The sequence below is a fragment of the Streptomyces sp. NPDC058701 genome (genome assembly GCF_042715295.1).
Classification (GTDB): domain Bacteria; phylum Actinomycetota; class Actinomycetes; order Streptomycetales; family Streptomycetaceae; genus Streptomyces.
Genome location: NZ_JBHXSY010000026.1, coordinates 64684 through 84494, shown reverse-complemented (window position 1 = coordinate 84494; position 19811 = coordinate 64684). Strand labels below are relative to the sequence as shown.

Annotated in this window: 23 protein-coding genes and 1 riboswitch; of the genes, 12 read left to right on the top strand and 11 right to left on the bottom strand. The window is 73.1% G+C overall.

What is annotated here, in order from left to right:
- Window positions 1–139: 139 nt before the first annotated feature.
- From ACFWW8_RS25350 to ACFWW8_RS25335, 4 genes are all read right to left on the bottom strand, one after another.
- Window positions 140–631 (bottom strand): hypothetical protein, encoded by a 492-nt coding sequence (locus ACFWW8_RS25350; protein ID WP_386531570.1) that lies wholly within the window; start codon window positions 629–631, stop codon window positions 140–142.
- Complete coding sequence (locus ACFWW8_RS25345; protein ID WP_386531569.1) at window positions 624–1121, bottom strand: SigE family RNA polymerase sigma factor; 498 nt, start codon at window positions 1119–1121, stop codon at window positions 624–626. Before ACFWW8_RS25345 ends, ACFWW8_RS25350 begins: the two co-directional genes overlap by 8 nt.
- Before the next feature lie 254 nt (window positions 1122–1375).
- The gene (locus ACFWW8_RS25340) at window positions 1376–2620 is read right to left on the bottom strand and encodes a cation:proton antiporter (protein ID WP_386531567.1); all 1245 of its coding nucleotides are present in this window, start codon (window positions 2618–2620) and stop codon (window positions 1376–1378) included.
- 6 nt (window positions 2621–2626) lie between these two features.
- The gene (locus ACFWW8_RS25335; RefSeq protein WP_386531565.1) at window positions 2627–3097 is read right to left on the bottom strand and encodes a cation:proton antiporter regulatory subunit; all 471 of its coding nucleotides are present in this window, start codon (window positions 3095–3097) and stop codon (window positions 2627–2629) included.
- Window positions 3098–3319: 222 nt separating this feature from the next.
- On the opposite strand from ACFWW8_RS25335, the gene ACFWW8_RS25330 reads away from it, so the two are divergent.
- On the top strand, window positions 3320–4042 hold the full coding sequence (locus ACFWW8_RS25330; protein ID WP_386531564.1) for a ribonuclease H: 723 nt from the start codon (window positions 3320–3322) through the stop codon (window positions 4040–4042).
- Between the two features lie 151 nt (window positions 4043–4193).
- Here the strand turns inward: ACFWW8_RS25330 and ACFWW8_RS25325 are convergent, their stop codons facing one another.
- The 4 genes from ACFWW8_RS25325 to ACFWW8_RS25310 all read right to left on the bottom strand — a co-directional run bounded on the left by ACFWW8_RS25325 (window position 4194) and on the right by ACFWW8_RS25310 (window position 7983).
- The gene (locus ACFWW8_RS25325; RefSeq protein ID WP_386531562.1) at window positions 4194–5009 is read right to left on the bottom strand and encodes an ABC transporter ATP-binding protein; all 816 of its coding nucleotides are present in this window, start codon (window positions 5007–5009) and stop codon (window positions 4194–4196) included.
- Entirely contained in the window at window positions 5006–6088 is a 1083-nt protein-coding gene (locus ACFWW8_RS25320; protein ID WP_386531628.1) for a FecCD family ABC transporter permease, read from the bottom strand. The genes ACFWW8_RS25325 and ACFWW8_RS25320 overlap by 4 nt, the downstream gene beginning before the upstream one ends.
- Window positions 6089–6135: 47 nt before the next feature.
- Window positions 6136–7197: an ABC transporter substrate-binding protein gene (locus ACFWW8_RS25315; protein ID WP_386531561.1), complete on the bottom strand. Its 1062-nt coding sequence runs from the start codon at window positions 7195–7197 to the stop codon at window positions 6136–6138.
- Between the two features lie 29 nt (window positions 7198–7226).
- A riboswitch (cobalamin riboswitch) is annotated at window positions 7227–7410 on the bottom strand.
- Window positions 7411–7572: 162 nt separating this feature from the next.
- Window positions 7573–7983: a TraR/DksA family transcriptional regulator gene (locus ACFWW8_RS25310; protein ID WP_386531559.1), complete on the bottom strand. Its 411-nt coding sequence runs from the start codon at window positions 7981–7983 to the stop codon at window positions 7573–7575.
- 240 nt (window positions 7984–8223) lie between these two features.
- Between ACFWW8_RS25310 and ACFWW8_RS25305 the strand changes: the two genes are divergently transcribed.
- A complete protein-coding gene (locus ACFWW8_RS25305) occupies window positions 8224–9270 on the top strand; it encodes a fatty acid desaturase family protein (RefSeq protein ID WP_386531557.1) in 1047 nt (348 codons plus the stop codon).
- 37 nt (window positions 9271–9307) lie between these two features.
- On the opposite strand, the gene ACFWW8_RS25300 is transcribed toward ACFWW8_RS25305, so the two are convergent.
- Window positions 9308–9691, bottom strand: a complete 384-nt coding sequence (locus tag ACFWW8_RS25300; protein ID WP_386531555.1) for a hypothetical protein — start codon at window positions 9689–9691, stop codon at window positions 9308–9310.
- Window positions 9692–9702: 11 nt separating this feature from the next.
- Window positions 9703–9921: a hypothetical protein gene (locus tag ACFWW8_RS25295; protein ID WP_386531553.1), complete on the bottom strand. Its 219-nt coding sequence runs from the start codon at window positions 9919–9921 to the stop codon at window positions 9703–9705.
- Between the two features lie 536 nt (window positions 9922–10457).
- Here ACFWW8_RS25295 and ACFWW8_RS25290 point away from each other — a divergent pair.
- The 10 genes from ACFWW8_RS25290 to ACFWW8_RS25245 all read left to right on the top strand — a co-directional run bounded on the left by ACFWW8_RS25290 (window position 10458) and on the right by ACFWW8_RS25245 (window position 18178).
- Window positions 10458–11738, top strand: coding sequence for a cation:proton antiporter (locus ACFWW8_RS25290; RefSeq protein WP_386531626.1), 1281 nt, complete (start codon window positions 10458–10460; stop codon window positions 11736–11738).
- Window positions 11739–11921: 183 nt separating this feature from the next.
- Window positions 11922–12980, top strand: coding sequence for a VWA domain-containing protein (locus ACFWW8_RS25285; protein ID WP_386531551.1), 1059 nt, complete (start codon window positions 11922–11924; stop codon window positions 12978–12980).
- Between the two features lie 67 nt (window positions 12981–13047).
- A complete protein-coding gene (locus ACFWW8_RS25280; protein WP_386531549.1) occupies window positions 13048–13374 on the top strand; it encodes a hypothetical protein in 327 nt (108 codons plus the stop codon).
- A 117-nt stretch (window positions 13375–13491) separates the two neighbouring features.
- A complete protein-coding gene (locus ACFWW8_RS25275) occupies window positions 13492–13884 on the top strand; it encodes a DUF3662 domain-containing protein (protein WP_386531547.1) in 393 nt (130 codons plus the stop codon).
- A 69-nt stretch (window positions 13885–13953) separates the two neighbouring features.
- A complete protein-coding gene (locus ACFWW8_RS25270; protein WP_386531545.1) occupies window positions 13954–14169 on the top strand; it encodes a hypothetical protein in 216 nt (71 codons plus the stop codon).
- 148 nt (window positions 14170–14317) lie between these two features.
- Window positions 14318–14746, top strand: a complete 429-nt coding sequence (locus ACFWW8_RS25265) for a hypothetical protein (RefSeq protein WP_386531544.1) — start codon at window positions 14318–14320, stop codon at window positions 14744–14746.
- A gap of 71 nt (window positions 14747–14817) precedes the next feature.
- Window positions 14818–15174, top strand: a complete 357-nt coding sequence (locus tag ACFWW8_RS25260) for a hypothetical protein (RefSeq protein ID WP_386531543.1) — start codon at window positions 14818–14820, stop codon at window positions 15172–15174.
- A gap of 179 nt (window positions 15175–15353) precedes the next feature.
- On the top strand, window positions 15354–15668 hold the full coding sequence (locus tag ACFWW8_RS25255) for a GNAT family N-acetyltransferase (protein ID WP_386531541.1): 315 nt from the start codon (window positions 15354–15356) through the stop codon (window positions 15666–15668).
- A 310-nt stretch (window positions 15669–15978) separates the two neighbouring features.
- A complete protein-coding gene (locus ACFWW8_RS25250) occupies window positions 15979–17100 on the top strand; it encodes a glutamate--cysteine ligase (protein WP_386531539.1) in 1122 nt (373 codons plus the stop codon).
- Between the two features lie 175 nt (window positions 17101–17275).
- On the top strand, window positions 17276–18178 hold the full coding sequence (locus ACFWW8_RS25245) for a DMT family transporter (protein ID WP_386531538.1): 903 nt from the start codon (window positions 17276–17278) through the stop codon (window positions 18176–18178).
- A 43-nt stretch (window positions 18179–18221) separates the two neighbouring features.
- Here ACFWW8_RS25245 and ACFWW8_RS25240 read toward each other — a convergent pair whose 3' ends face one another.
- Window positions 18222–19619: an STM4012 family radical SAM protein gene (locus ACFWW8_RS25240; protein ID WP_386531536.1), complete on the bottom strand. Its 1398-nt coding sequence runs from the start codon at window positions 19617–19619 to the stop codon at window positions 18222–18224.
- Between the last annotated feature and the right edge of the window lie 192 nt (window positions 19620–19811).

Below are 19811 nucleotides of genomic sequence, written 5' to 3'. Positions count from 1 at the left end.
AGGGCGCGCCGGACCGCCGGCCGGGGTGCGCGGCCGGGGTGCGCGGGCGGTGGTACGGGTGCCCGTGGCGCTACCGGGCTCGCAGGGCCGCCTGGGAGGCGGGGGCGTGCCGGGGCCATCGGGAGCCCGGACTCCCGGGTCACCTGGGGGAGTGGTCCGAGGGGCTTGAGGAGGGCTCGCTGTCCCGTGCGGTTCCGGTGGGCGTTGCCGGCTCGGTGGTGCGGGCGGGAGGCTGCACGGTCGACGTCCCGGACGCGGGCCGGTTCGCCGAGGTCCGGGCCGAGGACGGACCCGCGCTGGTGGCCGGGGGCGGTCCCGGGGTCGACGACGAGGCCGGCTGCGGGGGCGGGGCCGACGTCGCCCCCGGTGTCGGCGGGAAGGACGGTGCCGGGGGCGAGGGGGTGGTCGCGGGCAGGTTCCCGTCCCGGTTCTCGGGCGGGAGGGATGCCAGTGCGGCGCCCGAACCCGCCAGGACGAGGCAGGCCGCGACCGCCAGTCCGGCGATCCGGCGCCGCCGCACCCGCTCCCCGCGCCGGGCGATCTCCGAGACGGGAGGCAGCGCCGTCCCGGGCTGACCGGCGGAAGCCGCCTCCTGGAACAGCGACCGCAGCGGATCGTTGGTGTCAGGCATCGGGCTCCTCCTCGATACGGGGGTTCTGCAGATGGCGGGAGAGCGTGGCCCGGCCCCGCGCCAGGTGGGTCTTGACCGTGCTCGCGGACAGGGAGGTCTCCGCGGCGATCTGTTCGACGGTCAGATCGCACACGTAGTGCAGGGCCAGCGTCCGGCGCTGCCCCCGCGGGAGGTGCCGCAGCGCTTCCACGAGGGCTACCGCCTCCGGTCCCGGCCCGTCCACGTACGCCGCGGGGGCGGTGCGCTCCCAGGCGTCGGCGGTACGCCGGCGCACGCGCCACCGGCTCACCGCGAGACGCCAGGCGACGGTGCGGATCCAGGCCTCCGGCCGCCCTTCGACGTCCAGCTGCCTCCGTCGGCCCCACCCCTTGACGAACGCCTCCTGCACCACGTCCTGTGCCTCGTGGTGATCGCCGAGCATGACGTACAGCTGTCCGGTCAGCCGTCCCGCCGCTTGTGCGTAGAACTCTTCGAACTCCTCGACGGTCAAAAACTCACTCCCGCATTCATGAATCCCTCTCGGTGGGCATACGCCCGCCGCACCGCGTCCGGTTGACACCGGACGCGGAGAAGTCCTGTGAGGGGCGTCACACCCGTGCCGGAGGGACGCACGGCCGCCCGGGTCCGGACGTACCGGTGGGGCGTACGGTCGTCACCGCACGCCCCACCGGTCCTGCCGCGCACTGGTCCTGCTCTGCCGCCCCGGGCTCTCGCGCCGGGTCCGGCGGACCCGGACCCGGCGGGTCAGGTACGGCCCGCCGGGTCCTGGTCCTGCACCGCCTCGGGGGATATGGCCGGAGAGGGCACGGCCGCGAGCAGGGGCTCCGCGGGCACACGCCGTGCGGAGACCCAGGCGGCCACGGGTTCGGTGTAGCGGGCGGTCAGCGGCCCGATCACCACCAGGATGAGGACGTATGCGGTCGCGAGCGGCCCGAGTGCCGGTTCGATGCCCGCCGTGACGGCGAGTCCCGCGATGACGATCGAGAATTCGCCGCGGGCGACGAGGGTGCCGCCGGCCCGCCAGCGTCCCTTGACACCGATCCCGGCGCGTCGGGCGGCCCAGTAGCCGGTCGCGATCTTCGTGCCGGCGGTGACGACGGCGAGTGCGAGGGCGGGCAGCAGGACGGGCGGGATGCTGGCGGGGTCGGTGTGCAGGCCGAAGAAGACGAAGAACACGGCGGCGAACAGGTCGCGCAGCGGGCTGAGCAGGGTGTGCGTGCCCTCGGCGACCTCACCGGACAGGGCGATGCCCACCAGGAAGGCGCCGACGGCCGCGGACACCTGCAACTGTTGCGCGACACCGGCCACGAGCAGGGTCAGGCCGAGCACGACCAGCAGCAGCTTCTCGGGGTCGTCGCTGGAGACGAACCGGGAGATGAGCCGTCCGTACCGGACCGCGACGAACAGCACCGCACCGGCGACGCCGAGGGCGATGGCCAGCGTGAGGCTGCCCGCGGCGAGGCTGACGCCGGCGAGCAGTGCGGTGATGATCGGCAGGTAGACGGCCATGGCCAGGTCTTCGAGGACCAGGATGCTGAGGATGACCGGGGTTTCGCGGTTGCCGACGCGGCCGAGGTCCCCCATGACCTTGGCGATGACGCCCGAGGAGGAGATCCAGGTGACGCCGGCGAGGACCACGGCGGCGACGGGGCCCCAGCCCATGAGGAGTGCGGCGATCGCCCCGGGTACGGCGTTGAGGGCGAAGTCGACCACCCCGGCCGGGTACTGGGTCCTGAGGTTGGAGACCAGATCGCTGGCGGTGTACTCCAGGCCCAGCATCAGCAGGAGGAGGATGACGCCGATCTCGGCGCCGATCGCCACGAACTCCTCACTGGCGCCGAGGGGCAGCAGTCCGCCCGTACCGAACGCCAGCCCGGCCAGCAGGTACAGCGGGATCGGGGAGAAGCGGAAACGGCCGGCGAGCCGGCCGAGCAGGCCCAGGCCGAGGATGATCGCACCGAACTCGATCAGGAAGACAGCGGAGTGCACAGGCGGTCACTCCCGTCCGAGTATCGCGGCGGCGGCGTCGACGCCTTCGCGGGTGCCGATGACGATGAGCGTGTCCCCGCCGGCGAGACGGAAGTCCGGGGCGGGCGAGGGCCGGGCTTCGGCACGGCGCAGTACGGCCACCACGGAGACCCCGGTCTCGGTGCGCATCCGGGTCTCGCCCAGCACCCGCCCGTTCCAGTGCGAATGGGCCGACAGCTCGATCCGCTCGGCGACGAGCCCGAGGCCGGTGGTGTGCAGGACGCTGGGGCTGTGGTGCGCGGGCATCAGCGCGTCGATCAGCGAGGCCGTCTCCGGGCCCGTCAGGTGCAGAGACTGCGCGCAGGCGTCGGGGTCGTCGGAGCGGTAGACGTTCACCGTCCGGGTCCCGTCCCGGTGCGCGACCACCGACAGGTGCCGGTGTTCGCGGGTGGTGAGGTCGTACTGGACACCGATGCCGGGCAGCGGTGTGGTGCTCATGCGTGGAGCGGGCACAGCTCTGGTCCCCTCTTGTTTCTGTTCGCCTTGGTGGTGCGGCGCCGGGCCGGCAGGCGGAGCGGGAACCGGCCCTGGCGCGGGTCCATGGTGTCATCCCGCGGGAGCGGCCGGACATGGGTGTCGGCGCGGACGGACAACCGGCGCGGACCGCGGCCGCCGCGCGGGCGGTCAGCCGCCCGGCCGCGGATGGGGCATGATCGGAGGATGTCTGATCGCATCATCGCCGCCTGTGACGGAGCGGCCAAGGGGAACCCCGGGCCCGCCGCGTGGGCCTGGGTCATCGCCGACGCCGAGGGCCGGCCCGAGCGCTGGGAGGCCGGTCCGCTGGGCCGCGCCACCAACAACGTCGGGGAACTGACCGCCCTCCAGCGACTCTTGGAAGCCGTGGCCCCCGGCACGTCCGTCGAGGTGCGCATGGACTCCCAGTACGCCATGAAGGCCGTCACGCAGTGGCTTCCCGCCTGGAAGCGCAACGGGTGGAAGACCTCCTCGGGCCAGCCGGTCGCCAACCGCGAACTCGTCGAGGCGATCGACCTGTTGCTCGGGGACCGCGACGTGACCTTCGTGTACGTGCCCGCCCACCGCGCGGACGGGGACCACCTGAACGCGATCGCCGACCAGGCCGCGAGCGACGCCGCCGTGTCCCAGCAGGCCGCGGGCAGCGCCCTCGGCGACGCGGACATGCCGCAACCCGCACCGGCCCGCAGCGCCCCCGCCCGGGCCAAGGCGCCGTCGCGCGGGAAGCCGTCCACCGGGGCTTCGGCGGGCCGCGGCCAACAGCGCGCGATCAAGGCCAAGTTCCCGGGGACCTGCCCGTGCGGCAAGACGTACGCGGCCGGCGAGCTGATCACCAACAACGGCAAGCGCTGGGGCCACCCGGACTGCGCGGCGGCCACCGCGGTCGGCACGGCCGGGCCGGAGGCGTAGGCCGGGTGTTCGCCGACCGCCACGCGTACGAGGCCGTGGTCACGGCGGTCGCCCCGTAGGGTGCCGTCGTCGAGGCGGGGGGCCGCGAGGGCTTCGCCGGCCAGACCGCACACCCGTCCTGGCCGACGCCCCCGGCCCCGCGGCCCCCGTCCTACCCCCGGTCCCGTACCGCCGTGCCGGACCCGGCGGCCGGGATCGGAGGCAGGAAGGACACCTGGGCCGCCCCGGTCCGCGGGTGCACGGCGACCTCGGCCGCCACGCCGTACACGTCGGCCAGGAGCTCCGCGGTCAGTACCTCGCCGGGCGGACCGGAGGCCGTCACCGACCCGTCGCACAGGACGTAGAGCCGGTCGCAGTAGTACGCGGCGAGGTTCAGGTCGTGCAGCGCCACGAGAATCGTGGCGGGCAGCTGCCGCAGGAGCCCGAGCACCTCCAACTGGTGCCGGATGTCGAGGTGGTTGGTCGGCTCGTCGAGCACCAGCAGTGTGGGCTGCTGGGCGAGTGCACGGGCGATGAGGACGCGTTGGCGCTCGCCGCCGGACAGGCGGCCGAAGGAGCGGTCCGCCAGCGCGGACGCGTCTACCGAGTCGAGGGCCCAGGTGACGATCGCGCCGTCCTCGGCGCTGTCGCCGTCGAGCAGCCGTTTGTGCGGGGTCCGGCCCATCGCGACCACCTCCCGCACGGTCAGGTCGAAATCGGCCCCCGCCTCCTGCACCACGGCGGCCACGGTGCGGGAGAGCCGCCGCACCGGCATCGTCCAGGCGTCCGCGCCGTCCACGCGCACGCTGCCCGCGTCGGGCCGCAGTACGCGGTAGACGGTGCGCAGGAGGCTGGACTTGCCGCTGCCGTTGGGCCCGACCAGCCCGACCACCTCTCCCGGCCGGGCGCTCAACGACACGTCGCGCACCAGGTGGTGGGCGCCGGCGGTGAGGGTGACGGTCTCGACGGTCAGTTCTGCCGCGTTCATGCCGCTCCTCGGCTCGTGGTGCGGCGGGCGTCCCGGCGCACCATCCACAGGAAGAAGGGTCCGCCGCAGAGCGCCGTCAGGACGCCCACGGGGATCTCCGCGGGCGCGGCGACGGTCCGCGCCGCGATGTCGGCCCAGACGAGGAACACCGCGCCGGCGAGCGCTGCCGCCGGCAGGACGCGCCGGTGGTCGCCGCCGACGAACAGCCGCACGATGTGCGGCAGCATCAGCCCGACGAAGCCGATCGGCCCGGCCGCGGCCACCAGGACACCGGTCACCAGTGACAACAGGACGAACATCCGGGCCCGGAACCGGGCCACGTCCAGTCCCATGCTCGTCGCGGCCTCCTCACCGGCCAGCAGCAGGTTCAGCGATCTGGCCTGGACGAGGAGGACGCCGATGCCCAGCAGCAGGGCCGCGCCCGGCAGCCACAGCGTGTCCCACTGGACGCCGCCCAGTCCCCCGAGGGTCCAGGCGAGGACGGCCCGTGCCTCGTTGCCCCGGCCGGAGGTCAGCAGGAGCATGTTCGTCACCGCGGTGAGCACCGCCGCCATGGCGACCCCCGACAACACCAGCCGCACCGAGGTGATGCGCCCGCCGGCGCGGGCCGTCGAGTACACCAGCAGCAGCGTCAGCAGCGCGCCGGCGAAGGCGGCGGCCGACAGTGACAGCGCGCCGAACAGGTTCACGCCGAACACGATCACCGCGACGGCGCCCAGGGACGCCCCGGAGGACACTCCCAGCAGGTACGGCTCCGCGAGCGGGTTGCGGACCAGGGCCTGCATGGCCGTTCCGATGACCGCGAGACCCGCACCCGTCACCGCGCCGAGGAGGACCCGCGGAGCCCGTACGTTCAGCACGATCGTCTCCCGCGCCCGCGACCAGGTCGGCTCCGACCGGTCGGCGCCCAGTGCGTGCGTCACGATGCCCCACACGTCGCCGGGCGGCACGTGCACCGATCCGATGGCCATGCCCGCGGTCGCGGAGACCAGCAGGAGGGCGCCGAGGACCGCGAGGGTCACGGCGAACGACCAGCGGCGCGGCCGGTCCGTGCCGCGGGTGACCCGCCCGGGCGGCAGGGCGGGGGACGTCGCCTCGGAGGGAGAGGGGGCGGGGGAGGGGGCGGTCACCGGAGCCGCTCGGGATGCAGCCCGCGCGCCAGCTCCTCCACCGCGTACGGCGGCCGGACGCCGACCAGGGTCGAGGTCAGCGGTACGACGACGAACCGCTTGTTCCTGATGGCCGGAACGTCGGCGAGGGCGGGCTGCGAGAGGAGGAACTCCTGCTTCTGCTGGACGCTTCCGGTGCCCGCGTAGTCGTAGATGGCGATCACCTCCGGCTTGCGTTCGACGACCTGCTCCCAGGACACGTCACCGAAGACGTCGTCGAGGTCCGCGAAGACGTTCCGGCCGCCGGCGAGTTTGATGATCTCTGTGCCGAGGCCCTTGCCGCCGGCGGTGAACGCCGACTTGTCGCCGCTGTCGTAGACGAAGACCGGTACGGGGGGTGCGTCCTTGACCGCCTCGGTGGTCCTGGTGACGCGCCCCTCGAGGTCGGCGACGAGCCTGTCGGCCCGGTCCCCGACACCGAAGACCCGCCCGATGGTCCGGATCTCGTCGTAGGTGTCCCGCATGGTCACCCGCTTGTTCCCGCAGTACTCGCGGTTGAGGTAGGTGTTGATGCCGGCGTCGCCGAACGCCTTGCGCGAGCGGCCCTCCTTCTCGGCGAACGCGGAGCCGTAGCCGCCGTACACGAAGTCGGGGCCGGCGTCGAGGACGGCCTCGAAGGAGGGCTCCTTCTTCGCCAGCTCCGGTACGGCCTCGAAGTCCTTCCGCAACTCGGGCAGGACGGCCGAGTCGGGGAACGCGGTGCCGACCATCCGGTCCTTCAGCCCCAGGGAGAGCATCAGTTCGGCGGGGTGCTGGTGGATGGTGACGACGCGGTCGGGCGCCTTGTCGTACGTGGTCCGCGTGCCGCAGTTGTCGATCGTGACGGGGAACCCCTGCGCGGCCGGACCGGAGGATCCCGAAGTGCCGGACGGCTTAGCGCTGTCGGAGGAGCCCTTCGAGCTGCCGCAGCCGGTCAGTACGGCCGTGGACAGGGCCAGGGCCGCGGCGGCGAAGCGCAGGGCACGGCCGCGCCGGGCGGACGGGGGAGTGGAAGGGGGGCGGGGCATGACGTCGTACACGTAGAGCCTCCTGCGGAGTCCGCGCTCCTCGGATCGGGCCCGCGACAGGCCAGTGTCCTGACTCCCGGGTCGACGTCCCCCCTGGCCTTCCCGCGACGGGCGCGGCGGCTCGCAGGAGGGGCGCACTCCCCGGTCACAGTGGCGGGACCGTGCCGGAATCGCACCGGCTTCCTGTCTCCCGTCGCGGTGATGACCAGGCGATATTACGTTCCGTTGGGTGGGGGGCAAAAAGGGTGCGCTGTGGCACGCGCCGGGCTCCGGCCGCGCCACGGCTCCCGTACGGCGCCGGGGACCGTCGACCGCGGCCCGTAAAGTGGCCGGAAATTCGGCCGGTTGACGATCACCGTGCTGCCGACGGGGTCCCCGGTGCCCGGGTCAGCGGGGGCGGGCCGTGGCGCACGGCACGCACGTGGTGGCGGTCGGGCGGGCCTCCATGCGTTCCGCCGGGATGGGTTCGCCGCACCTCTCGCAGCGCCCGTAGTCCCCTCGGGCGAGCCGTTCCAGCGCCAGGTCGACGGCGTCCAGGTGCTCGCGGGACCGGGCCAGGAGCGCGGCGACGTGAGCCCGCTCGAAGGCGGTGCTCGACCCCTCGGGGTCGTGCTCGTCGTCGACCGCGACCAGGGCGTTCGCCGCGACGATCCCGTCGAAGTCGCGGACCAGGGCCGCCGTCCGGGCGAGGGTGTCGGCCCGGTCCGCGGCCAGCCGCTCACGGGCGGACTCGTACCCCTCCCCGCGCTCGTGGTCGCGCCCGTACGGAGGAGGCGCCTCGGCGGCCGATTCGTCCATGTGTGCGACAACGTCACTGCCCGGGCGCACATTCCTCCGACGTGCACACGTCATAGGGGACACCGGGTGAGCCATTCGCACGTTACCCCCCGATTTCCGGGTATGCGCGAAAGGGACGGCAACGTCGTGTGCCGAGTGCGTGAGTCCCGCCCTTCCGGCGCCGACGGCGACCGGACACACGGATCGCCCCGCAGTACACCGCGCGACCCGCTCGCGGACCACGGAAAGAGGACCCCGACCATGAATTCCCTTCAGACGGTGCGGCCGCCGCCCGGGCAGTCCGGACCGGGCAGTGACTTCGCCCGGCTGTCCAAGAAGATCCAGGCGGCCGGCCTCATGGCGCGCCGCCCCGGCTACTACGCGCTCCGCGTCACCGCGGTGACCGTCCTCTACGCCGCCGGCTGGACGGCCCTCGTCCTGGTCGGTGACAGCTGGTGGACCCTGCTGGTGGCCGCCTTCCTCGCCGTCGTCTTCGGGCAGGTGGCGCTCCTGGCGCACGACGTCGCACACCGGCAGGTCTTCCGCCTGCGCAGGGCCAGCGAGCTGGCCGGGCGCATTGCGGGAAACCTCGGCATCGGCATGGGCTACGGCTGGTGGCAGGACAAGCACACCCGTCACCACGCCAACCCCAACCACGAGGACCTCGACCCCGACCTCGATCCGGACGTCCTCGTCTGGACCCAGGACCAAGCCCGCACCGCCACGGGGCTGCCGCGCCTCCTGGGCCGCTCCCAGGCGTACCTGTTCTTCCCGCTGCTCACGCTGGAGGGCTTCAACCTGCACGTATCCGGCGTGCGGTCACTGGCCGACCGCGCCCTCAAGAACCGGGTGTGGGAAGGCCTCCTGCTGCTCGCACACTTCTCCGCCTATCTGGGCGCGCTCTTCCTCGTGCTCCCGCCCGGCAAGGCGATCGCGTTCCTCTTCGTCAACCAGTGCCTCTTCGGGCTCTACCTCGGCTCGATCTTCGCGCCGAACCACAAGGGCATGCCGGTCCTGCGGGGCACGGACCGGCCGGACTTCCTGCGCCGCCAGGTGCTGACCTCCCGCGACGTGCGCGGGGGTCGGTTCACCGACATCGTCCTCGGCGGCCTGAACTACCAGATCGAGCACCACCTCTTCCCGAGCATGCCGAGCCCGCACCTGCGCAGGGCCCAGGTCATCGTCCGCAGTCACTGCCGGGAACTGGGGGTCAGCTATCTGGAGACCAGCCTGGTCGGCTCCTACCGGCAGACGCTCGCCAGCCTCCACGCGGCCGGAGCTCCGATCAGGCGGGCCCGTACGTCCTGAGGGCGGGTACGGCCCCGGGCTCACGCGGTGAGGCTGCCTACCCGCCGTCGGAGGCGGGGCCTTCTGCGGCGGCGTCGTGACCGCGCCGTTCCCGGTCCCCGTCCTGTCCGGGGTGCAGGGCCAGCATGTCCAGGAGCGCGGCCAGGCCGTCGTGCCCGGCGGTGTGGGCGGCGACCGCCTGGCGGGCCCGCTCGCGCTGGCCCGAGCCGTCGGGCAGGGCTTCCGCGCACGCGGGTCTGCCGGCGTGCGCCGGTCCGGCGCCACCGCCGCGTCCCGCGAACGACCGGTGCTCCCCGGCGGTCGCGCACACCGCGACGGCGCCCGCCGAGCGGCCGCGGGTCCCGCCGCGGGCGACGGCCGTCCTGGTCCACGCCCACAGGCGGGGGGCCAGCTCGCCCGGAGACAGTCGTGCGTTCCTCATCGCTCCCCCTCCTACTTGCCCAGCTGTTCCGGGTCCAGGTCCCTGAGCGGGGGCCGGCGCCCCTTGAGGATCTCCTTGTCGTCCTGGTCGAAGAGGTCGTTCTCGTCGCTCGCGGTGAACTGGTCGCCGTGCTGACCTGCGGTGTCCGCGTCGGCGGCGGTGCTGTCGGTATCGGCGTCGGTGGTGTCGGCGGGCCCGCGCTGAGCGGGGCGGCGGTCGTCTGCCATCATGCTCCTCCTCGTACGCACCCGGTCCCGACCGGTGGCGGTCAGGGACCCGGATGCCGTGCTGCCGGGGGTCCCGTGGAGTGTGCCCACGCGAGGGAGAGCAAAGCACGTTCGCGGTCCGCTCCCGCAATTGCGCAGGTGACGGCCCGGACGGGTGTGTCGGCCCCCTCGCAGGTATCCGTACGCGTGGACGGGGAATGCCGCGACCGGGCGAATGGGCCGCCGGTAAGGGGGCAGGTGGAGCGCGGGCGCAATACGAAAACCCGCCGTGCACGGCATCGCACAAGGAATAGGGAAGGGCGGCGGGAAATCCCGGCTGTCCCCCGATGTACCGAAGGCGGAGTTCACCGGGGGCTGCGCCCCTTCGGCGGCCGCCCGCCCGGTGCGGCACACGAGCGGGCCCGCCCTCGACGAGTCGAGTCCGGGCCCGCTCCCGTGCCCTGGGCCGGAGGTGGGCGAGGGTGAGGTGCCGCCCCCGGGACCGGGTAGGCGAGTGACGAGCGGTACGCACAGCTACAGGAGTGGTGGTCGGATTGAGCCTGACGGGAATCGACGTGGTGTACGCCTGCGCGGGGCTGGGCGCCCTGGGCGCGGCGGTGCTGCCGACGGCCCTGGCGAAACGGCCCCTGTCCCTGCCCATGGTGTTCCTCGCGGCGGGCTTCCTGGTGTTCCTGCTGCCGTTGGACGCGCTCCCGGCGCTCGACCCCGTCCGGCACCGCAGCATGGTGGAGCACCTCACGGAGGTCTGCGTCGTGGTGGCGCTGATGGGCGCGGGCCTGGCCATCAACCGGCCGCCGGGCCTGCGGGCCTGGTCGACGACGTGGCGGCTGCTGGGACTGGCCATGCCGCTCACCATCCTGCTGACGGCGGCTGCCGCCGGGTGGCTGCTCGGATGGCCCCCGGCCGTCGCGCTGCTGGTGGCGGCCGCCCTCGCGCCCACCGACCCGGTCCTGGCCGCCGAAGTGCGCGTGGGGGAGCCGACCGACGAGAAGGACGACGAGGACGAGGTCCGCTTCGCGCTCACCAGCGAAGCCGGGCTCAACGACGGCCTCGCCTTCCCTTTCGTGCTGGCCGCCATCGCCCTCACGGCGTCGTCCGCGACCGGCTGGTCCACGGACGGGCTCTGGCACTGGGCCTGGAGCGACGTCCTCGTACGCAGCGCGGTGGGGCTGCTGGTGGGCGTGGGTGTCGGCCGGCTGCTCGGCTGGATGTTCTTCCAGGCGAGGTGGAAGGCGCTGCGGCTGTCCGAACACCGTGAGGGCTTCGTCGCCCTCGCCGCCACCTTCACCGCGTACGGGCTGACGGAACTGCTCCACGGCTACGGATTCCTCGCCGTGTTCGTCGCCGCCTGCACGATCCGCGGAGCAGAGCGCGCCCACCGCTACCACCGCGTCATGCACGCCTTCACCGACCAGATCGAGCGACTCCTCACCGCGGTCGTGCTCTTCCTCGTCGGCGGCTTCATCGCCGACGGCGGCCTCGCGGCCCTGACCTGGCGCGGAGCCCTCCTGGGACTGGTGCTCTTCCTGGTGATCCGCCCCGCCGTGGGCTGGGCGGTCCAGGCGCGGGGCGCGGCGAAGGGGAAGGAACGGGTCGTCATCGCGGTCTTCGGCATCCGCGGCATCGGCTCCTTCTTCTATCTCGCGTACGCGCTGGGCGAGGCGGAGTTCGCGGCCCCCGCACGGGAGTTGTGGGCGGTGGTCACCTTCACCGTGCTGCTCTCGGTCCTCCTGCACGGCGTCGCGGCCACCCCCGTCACGGCGCGGCTCGACGGCCCGGAGGAGCCGGGCGCCGACCCCTCCCCCGAGAAAGCGCCGTAAGACCCCCGCTGTTCCACCTGGGGACCGGGCGGCCGCACTGCGGCCGTGGACCGGTCGGGGGCCGCCGGATTCTGCGCCCTCCTCTCCGCGCGCGGCAACGGCCATGGGACGCCGGCTCCGTTGTCAGTGGCTCCCCCTAGTGTGAACACATCACTCGGGGAGCTGTGGAGAAGGAGCGGGAACATGTCTGCGAAAAGAATCCAGCACAAGGTCAATCACGTCGCGCTGGTAGTGGACAGTTCCGGTTCCATGCGTCCGCACGAGAGCCAACTCATTCGCGTCGTCGACGAGTTCGTGGCGGGACTGAAGGCGGAGTCGGACAAACTCGGTCACGAGACCCGGATCAGTCTCTACTCCTTCGACCACAGGGTGGAGAACCTGGTCTGGGACATGGATGTGAAGCACCTGCCGTCCATGCGGGGTCTGTACAAGGTCAACAACGGGGCCACGGCCCTGATCGAAGCCTCTCTGAAGTCCCTGGACGACCTGGACCACATCTGGGAGGAGTACGGGGAACACAGCTTCCTCCAGATCGTGGTCACGGACGGCGAGGAGAACGCCTCCGGCGGGGACAGGCGTCACGACGGCGACATGGCCGTCCTCGGCCCCTGGCTCGAAAAGATCTCGGCGAGGATGGACGGGCTGCCGGATCACTGGACGTCCGCGATCCTCGTTCCCCACTCCCTGGCGAAGCGAACCGCCCAGAACTACGGCTTCCCGGCCGGGAACATCGCGATCTGGGACGCGGACTCCCAGGAGGGGGTGAAGGAGGCGATCGGTACGGTTCGCGCCGCCGCCACGAGCTTCCTCCGCGGACGCGAGAAGGGCGTGCGCGGCACGAAGAACCTGTTCGCGGTGGGCCAGGACATATCGATCGACGAGGTGCGGGCCAACCTCGAACCCGTCGCGGCCGACACGTTCCGGCTGCTGGAGGTCGACACGGACGTCGCGATCCGGGCCTTCGTCGACGCGCACCCGGAGGTGACCTATCAACGCGGCTCCTGCTACTACCAGTTGGGTTCTCGGGTCCAGGTGCAGCCGGACAAGGAGGTCATCGTGGTGGAGAAGGACACCGACCGCGCCTACACGGGCGACGCGGCACGCAGCCTCCTGTTCGGCGCGGGCATCCAGGGGACCGTCTCCGTCAAGGCGGGGAGCAACCCCGAGCTGGAGGTCTACGTGCAGAGCCGCTCGGTGAACCGCAAGCTCAAGGCGAAGACGCGCCTGCTCATCATGCTCTGAGGCCAAGGACGTGCGTTTCGACGGGTTCCGGCCGGTAGTCGGCTCGTGTTCTGGGTAGTTGCTCGCCATGGAATCCCTGAGGCCCGCCCCCCTTGCCCCGCGCGCCGTCCGGCAGCTGCGTCGCATCCGCACCGTGTACGCCGCGGGAATCGTCGTGTGGGCGGCGGGTGCCGCCTGGGAAGGCGGGCAGCATCCGGGAAGCCGCCGGATGTGGGTGTCCCTGTTGCTCCTGGCCGTGTTCGGCGCCCTGCTGTCCCTCACCGTCGCGTCCCTCTGGCGCCACCAGACGGCACTGCGCCTGCGCGCGGCGGCCCGCCGCATCCGCCCCGGAGCCCGAACGTCCCGGGTCACCGCGCGGCGGCCGGGCGCCGGCCGCACGCCCGCCTCCGGCTGACGGAAGCCACGACGCCGGCACGCGGCGGGAGTTGCCGGTCCGCGGGGAACCCGCGGACCGGGTCCCGTACCAGACACGGACCGGGCTAAGGCGGCGTACGGGGGGCAGACGCGCACCATGAATGCCTTGAACCGCTGGGAGGACGCAGTCGAGCGCTGGCAGGACGCGCTCCTCGACCGGATCCGTCACCGCGAGCCGGTCGAGCTGGTGGAGGCGCTGCAGCGCGAGTGCGACGAGCGGGCCGTGGTGTGCAGCCGCTGCCGCGTCGTCGCACCCAACGCCTACGAGATCGACCTGCCCCCGGACGTATACCGAAAGATCGCCCGGCATGCCCGGAAAATCGGGCTGCAGCTCACCGATGCCCTCGTACGGCACGGCGAGAACCGTCGCTACGAATGGGCCGGCCCCCTGGCCGTCCGCCTCCGGCCCGCGGACCTGGAACCGGGCTCCCGTTACCGGATCTCCAGCGCGCCCATGGCGCACATCAGGGCGAACGCCTTCCCCGACTGACAAGCGGTGCGTCTGAGGGCGCCGGGGCGGGGTAGTCGCTGGACGACACCACCAGCGAAGGAGACCGACATGGCAGACCAGGACAAGCCCCGCCCCCCGCGGACCACGCCGTCCGAGGCAGTCGGCGAAAGCGGCGACCGCGAGGCCCGCAAGGAGGCGGACGAGGCCGTCGTGCGGCGGTCCCCGTCCAGTGAGGGAGACGCCGATGCGGGGGGCCACTCGGCCAAGCGGCAGCGCCCGGGCATCGGCCGTGAGGAGCAGGCCCACCCGGACAGCGCCGAGTGAGACCGTCGGCGCCGACGCGTTCGACCGCGCCGGCCACCGCCGGTCCGCCCCGCCCGGACCCGGGGATTCGAGCCGGTTGGCGGGGGTAGGCGCGCCCCGGCAACGAGCCCCCGCCGGTGGGCCGGGCCCATGGAACGGAGTGATCTGAATGCGCACGGCAGCAGCCAGGGCGATGGGCGTGGCCACCCTCGGATACGGCGTGGCGGTCGCGTGCAGCCCCCGCGTACTCGCCCGCCCCTGCGGACTCCCCGAGCACGGCTCCTCCGCGCTGCTGATCCGGGCGCTGGGCGTCCGGGACGCGGTCATCGGCGCCGCGATGGTGACGGTCCCCGAGGGCGCCGCGCTGCGTACGGCCGTACTGTGCCGGGTCGCGGTCGACGCGGGGGACGCACTCCTCTTCGGCACCTTCCTGGCCCGGCGCACCGAGCGCGCCAAGGCGGCCGCGGCCGCCCTGGCCTGGGCGGCCGCGTGCGGATGGACGCTGACCGACGGCGGCCGCGCGACCGCGCCGCTCGTGCAGGATGCGGCGAACGTCGCCGTGCGCGCCGCCCAGTCCGCGACGCGCGCAGAACTCTGATGTTCCGGCGGCGGCCCCGCCGCCGGTTCCTCGCCTTGGGGCGACCGCCGCGGCTGGCTAGGCTCCGCGTCATGAAGACGCGAGACCTGACGTTCGGCCTGTACGCCGACGAGCTCGGGCTGACCTGGGTCAGGGGGCTCGTCGCCGACGCGGCGGGCCCTCGGAGGGCCCGGATCGCCGGTGAGACCGTCGCCCACGACCTTCCAGGGAGCGGGCTGTCGACCGCTGAGATGTACGACTTCCTGGCGGAGCAGTGGGCGGTGGAGCACCCCGGGCAGAGCAGCGGGGGGCGGCAGCCGATCGAGCTGCGCGTCCGGGTGGTGTGCTCCCTGCGCACGTGGCGCGCGATGCGCAAAGCGGTCATCCGGGCCCTGTGCCCGGAAGGGGCGGGGCCCCACTCATGCCGGGTTCCGTGGATGGTCCGCTGATCGAGGGATGGATCCGGGAACGGCGCAACGCCTGCTGCCGCCCCTGACCGGGCGCTCTCGGCTACCGGTGCGCGGTCGGTCAAGTCTGCTCGGCAAAGCCCCCTGCGCGGCCGCCAGTGGAGCGGCCCCTGGCACAATCCACTGCACGACCCCTCGATCACGGCACAGGAGCAGCAGGCATGGAACCCCACGTGGTGGACCGTCCGGAGAAGTCCCGGTACGAGATCCTCGCCGGCGAGGACGGCAGCGAGACGGCGGGCTTCGCCGACTACCTCCTCTCGGAGGGCGAGATCGCCTTCGTCCACACCGAAACCGACCCCCGCTTCGCCGGCCGGGGCCTGGGCGGGCTCCTCGCCCGCGGCGCCCTCGACGACGCCCGGGCGCGCTCACTGGCCGTCCTGCCCCACTGCCCCTTCATCCGCGGGTGGATCGGCAAGCACCCGGAGTACACGGACCTGGTGCCCGAGGCTCGCCGCGCGCAGTTCGGCCTCTGAGCGGCTCCGGACGACTCCCGCACGGCCCCCGGACGGATCCCCGCCGCCCGGGGGAGCGGACGTTGTCCGGCTCTGCCCCGTCGACGGCTCGGGGAGCGCTCCGATGCACGTCCTGCCCGGCCTCGATCCCTCCCGCTACACCGTGCCGGGCGCCGTCACCGACGACCACCGGGCCTGCGGCGCCGCGCGGAACACCCGGGGCCGGCCCGCTCGTGGCACCGGCTCGTGCCGCACCGCCCCGTTGCCGCATGAGTGACCGTGTCAGGGGCAGGGGCGGTACTGCACGAGACGTGAGACCGATTGGGGCGATGTGCGAAGCGTGGGCGTGGAAGAAGAACTGCTGCTGGTGGACGCCCGCAGTGGCGAGCCGCGGGCCCTCTCGGGTGCCGTACTGGCGGCAGCGGACCGGTCCGCCGGGCACCTGCCGGGCAGTGGCGAGGACCCGGGCCACACCTTCGAGAAGGAGCTGCACGAGGAGCAGGTGGAGTTCGCCACCAAACCGGTGACGGAGATGGGCGAGCTCCTGGAGGAGATCACCGGGTGGCGGGCGGAGGCCGCCCGGCACGCCGCGGCGGCCGGGGCGATGGTCGCGGCCCTCGGTACCTCCCCGCTGCCCGTCCGGCCGTCGATGAGCCCCGGCAGGCGGTACGAATGGGTGGGCGAGCAGTTCGGCCTGACCGCGCAGGAGCAGCTGACGTGCGGCTGCCACGTGCACGTGTCGGTGGAGTCGGACGAGGAGGGCGTGGCGGTCCTGGACCGGATCCGCCCCTGGCTGGCCGTGCTGACCGCGATGAGCGCGAACTCGCCGTTCTGGCAGGGCGAGGACAGCGGCTACGGCAGCTACCGCAGCCGGGTGTGGAACCGGCTGCCGTCGGCCGGGCCCACCGACGCCTTCGGGTCGGCCGACCGCTACCACGAGCAGGTCCGCGCCATGGTCGGGACCGGCGTACTGCGCGACGAGGGCATGATCTGGTTCGACGCCCGGCTGTCCGCCGCGTACCCGACGGTGGAGGTCAGGGTCGCGGACGTCTGCCTGGACGCCTCGACACCGGTCCTGCTGGCCGCCCTGGTGCGCGGCCTGGTCGAGACCGCCTCCCGCGCCTGGCGCGACGGACAGCCGCCGGCCGGGATCAGCACGAGCCTGCTGCGCCTGGCCTCGTGGCGGGCCGGCCGCTCCGGCCTGGACGGACCGCTCCTGCACCCGCGGACGATGCGGGAGACCTCGGCCGCGGTCGCCGTCGGGGCACTGTACGCCCACGTGCGCGAGGCCCTGGCCGACCACGGCGACGACGCCCTCGTCCGGGAGGGCATCGCCCGCCTGCTGGAGCGGGGCAACGGCGCGCGCGTCCAGCGCGAGCTGCTGCGTACCGGGGGGAGCCTCGCGGAGGTGGTCACGCAGTGCGCACGGCTCACGACGCCGCCTGCCGGCTGACAGCCCGGTAGGGGTACGGCCGGCCGTGCCGCACCCTTTCCGCGCCGCCGCCCCTTGGTACGAACCCACGGACCGGCCGCCCCGACGGCCGGAAATCTCATGGTTTCACCCAGGGGGTCCGCGGAGCCGACCCCGGATACGTTCGCCACGTTCCGGAATCCGTGGAGGGGGCATCGTGGGCGCTGTGGCATCCGTGCTGGTGGCGGCAGTCCTGTGGGGAACCGTGGGGCCGGCGCAGATCTGGAGCGACACCGGGATGCCTCCGGCGGCGCTCGGCGCCGCCCGGATGCTGCTGGGCGGGCTGGTGCTGAGCGCGCTCACGGTGCGTCCGGCGGGCCTGCGCACCCTGGTGCGGCCGGGTGCTCGCCGCTGGGTGGGGCTGTCGGTCCTGGTCACGGCGGCCTTCCAGGTCTGCTTCCTGGAAGCCGTCGAGCGGTGCGGGGCCGCGCTCGCGACCGCGGTGGCCTTCGGGACCGTACCCGTGGTCAGCGGCGTGTGCGCCCGGCTGTTCTCCGGCGAGCGGATGACCCGCCGCTGGCTGTGGGGGACGGCCTGCGCCGTCGTCGGCATCGGGTTCCTGCTGCTGCCCGGCAGCGGGGCGCGCGCGGACGTGCCGGGCGTGCTCTGCGCGGTGGTGGCGGGGGCGAGTTTCGGCGTCTACATCACGGCGGTCAAGGAGCTCGGCGCGCGGGGTGCCGACCTGGGCACGGCGGCGCCGGTGAGCGTGCTGTGCGCGGGGCTGCTGGTCTCCCCCTTCCTGCTCGCGGCCCCCGGGGGCGCGGCCGCCCCGCGCACGCTCGCACTGATCGCCTGGCTCGGACTCGGTACGACCGCGCTGGGCTACCTGCTGTTCACACGCGGTGTCGGACGGCTCAGCGCCGCCACCACCGGCACGCTGAGCCTGACCGAACCGCTGGTCGCCGCCCTGCTCGGCGTCGCGCTGCTGGGCGAGCGGCCCGGCCCGCTCGCCGCGGCCGGCGGGGCGCTGCTGCTGGGCGGGCTGCTCCTCGTGTCCCTGCCGTACGGACGGAGGGGGCGGACCGGGGCCGAACCGGCTCCGGCCCCCGCGCCCGGGTGACGGGCGGCGGGTACCGGGCGCCGGGCCGGACGGTGGAGCCGGCTCAGCGGTCCCGGTAGGAGGACATGGTCTCGCGCACCCGGGACGAGAAGAACATCGGGCCCACCGCGTCGGCCCAGGCCATTCCCTCCGGGGTCAGCGCGAGGGTCCCGCCCTGCTCCCGGAGCCAGTTCTGCCCGAGCAGGGTCTCCAGCTGGCGGGCGAAGTCGTCCTCGAAGCGCGTGGCGAACCGCCGCTCGTAGTCGGCCACCCGCAGGCCGGTCGACTCCAGCAGATGCTGCAGCACGTACATCCGGCGCCGTTCGCCGCCGTCCATCCGGAAGGCCCACTGCGCGCGCTCGAACTTTTCGGTCGGGGTCGCGATGTAGTCGTCGATGATGCGGCGGACCTCGGGAACCGCGACCGCGTAGTCGGTGGTGTAGTGCAGGCCGGTGGTGAACGACCGGGCCCCCACACCGAGTCCGACCATGCCGGCCTGCTGGTTGTACTCGCTGATGCCGCTGCCGTCGGTGTCCTCCACGGCGGCGGTGCCGACGCGCCGGAAGACCCGCATCGAGGTCTGCTCGTACCCCGCGGACAGCAGGTGGTCGCGCCCGTAGCGGTACAGCCGCAACCGCTGCTCGTTCCAGTCCTGGAGCGTCGTGGCGTGGCGGCCGCTGAGTCCGGTCAGCGGGCGCACGTACAGGGGGTACAGGTAGACCTCCTCCGGCTCCCAGGCGAGCGCGGCGTCCAGGGAGATCTTGAACGAACGCTCGGTCTGGCCTTCGATGCCGTAGATGAGGTCGATGTTGAGGATCGGGAATCCGGCCGCCTTCAGCCGGGCGAGCGAGGCCTCGACCTCGTCGCGCTTCTGCGGGCGGACGGCCGCACGGGCCTCCTCGTCGACGAAGCTCTGCACGCCGATGCTCAGCCGCGTCGCGCCGCGCTCGGCCAGTACGGCGATCCGGTCGGCGGTCGCCGTGGCCGGCGAGGTCTCCACCGACCACGACGAGGCCCGGAGGTCCGCGCCCATGACGTTCTCGCAGATGTCGCACAGCCGCGTCAGCTCGGCCGCCGTCAGATAGGTGGGGGTGCCTCCGCCGAACGCGGTGAGCGGGAACCGTATGGGTTTGTCCTGCGCCTCCAACGCCCTTCTCGTCACGCGGGCTTGGCGCTCCAGGGTGCCGAGGAAGTCCCGGGTGACGTCCTCGGGTGCCCCGGTCCGCGTGAAGAGGTTGCAGAACCCGCACCTCATCTCGCAGAAGGGGACGTGCACATAGAGGGACAGGGCGTCGAGCCGCTCCGCGGACCACAGATCGCGCAGCAGCGGCCCGTCCTCCAGGAGCCGGTAGGCCTTCTGGTGCGGGTAGGCGTACACGTACTGCTCGTACGGGGTCTCCGGCTCGGTGGCGGGGAGACGGCGGGGAACCGCGGGCACGGGAAGCGGAACGGTGGTTGTCATAGAAGAACGTGACTCACTTTCAGAAGTGACCGTGATCGCCGTATGTGACACCGCGTCACCCAAGGGTGGCGTCGTGGTCCGCTTCAGTAGTGTGAACCGCATAAATCGGGTTTGGCGCCATGGACGTTCATATGCACTTTTCGCGATGCCGCCGTCCAGGTGGCGGCGCGGCGGCAGTTGAGGTTCCGTGTC

Excerpts from the sequence above, each read along its gene's own strand:
- ACFWW8_RS25295 (WP_386531553.1), bottom strand. The coding sequence starts at position 9,921 with ATGATGGCAGACGACCGCCGCCCCGCTCAGCGCGGGCCCGCCGACACC.
- ACFWW8_RS25305 (WP_386531557.1), top strand. The coding sequence starts at position 8,224 with ATGAATTCCCTTCAGACGGTGCGGCCGCCGCCCGGGCAGTCCGGACCG.
- ACFWW8_RS25330 (WP_386531564.1), top strand. The coding sequence starts at position 3,320 with ATGTCTGATCGCATCATCGCCGCCTGTGACGGAGCGGCCAAGGGGAAC.
- ACFWW8_RS25285 (WP_386531551.1), top strand. The coding sequence starts at position 11,922 with ATGTCTGCGAAAAGAATCCAGCACAAGGTCAATCACGTCGCGCTGGTA.
- ACFWW8_RS25240 (WP_386531536.1), bottom strand. The coding sequence starts at position 19,619 with ATGACAACCACCGTTCCGCTTCCCGTGCCCGCGGTTCCCCGCCGTCTC.
- ACFWW8_RS25255 (WP_386531541.1), top strand. The coding sequence starts at position 15,354 with ATGGAACCCCACGTGGTGGACCGTCCGGAGAAGTCCCGGTACGAGATC.
- ACFWW8_RS25350 (WP_386531570.1), bottom strand. The coding sequence starts at position 631 with ATGCCTGACACCAACGATCCGCTGCGGTCGCTGTTCCAGGAGGCGGCT.
- ACFWW8_RS25335 (WP_386531565.1), bottom strand. The coding sequence starts at position 3,097 with ATGAGCACCACACCGCTGCCCGGCATCGGTGTCCAGTACGACCTCACC.
- ACFWW8_RS25270 (WP_386531545.1), top strand. The coding sequence starts at position 13,954 with ATGGCAGACCAGGACAAGCCCCGCCCCCCGCGGACCACGCCGTCCGAG.
- ACFWW8_RS25280 (WP_386531549.1), top strand. The coding sequence starts at position 13,048 with ATGGAATCCCTGAGGCCCGCCCCCCTTGCCCCGCGCGCCGTCCGGCAG.
- ACFWW8_RS25275 (WP_386531547.1), top strand. The coding sequence starts at position 13,492 with ATGAATGCCTTGAACCGCTGGGAGGACGCAGTCGAGCGCTGGCAGGAC.
- ACFWW8_RS25325 (WP_386531562.1), bottom strand. The coding sequence starts at position 5,009 with ATGAACGCGGCAGAACTGACCGTCGAGACCGTCACCCTCACCGCCGGC.
- ACFWW8_RS25310 (WP_386531559.1), bottom strand. The coding sequence starts at position 7,983 with ATGGACGAATCGGCCGCCGAGGCGCCTCCTCCGTACGGGCGCGACCAC.
- ACFWW8_RS25265 (WP_386531544.1), top strand. The coding sequence starts at position 14,318 with ATGCGCACGGCAGCAGCCAGGGCGATGGGCGTGGCCACCCTCGGATAC.
- ACFWW8_RS25260 (WP_386531543.1), top strand. The coding sequence starts at position 14,818 with ATGAAGACGCGAGACCTGACGTTCGGCCTGTACGCCGACGAGCTCGGG.
- ACFWW8_RS25300 (WP_386531555.1), bottom strand. The coding sequence starts at position 9,691 with ATGAGGAACGCACGACTGTCTCCGGGCGAGCTGGCCCCCCGCCTGTGG.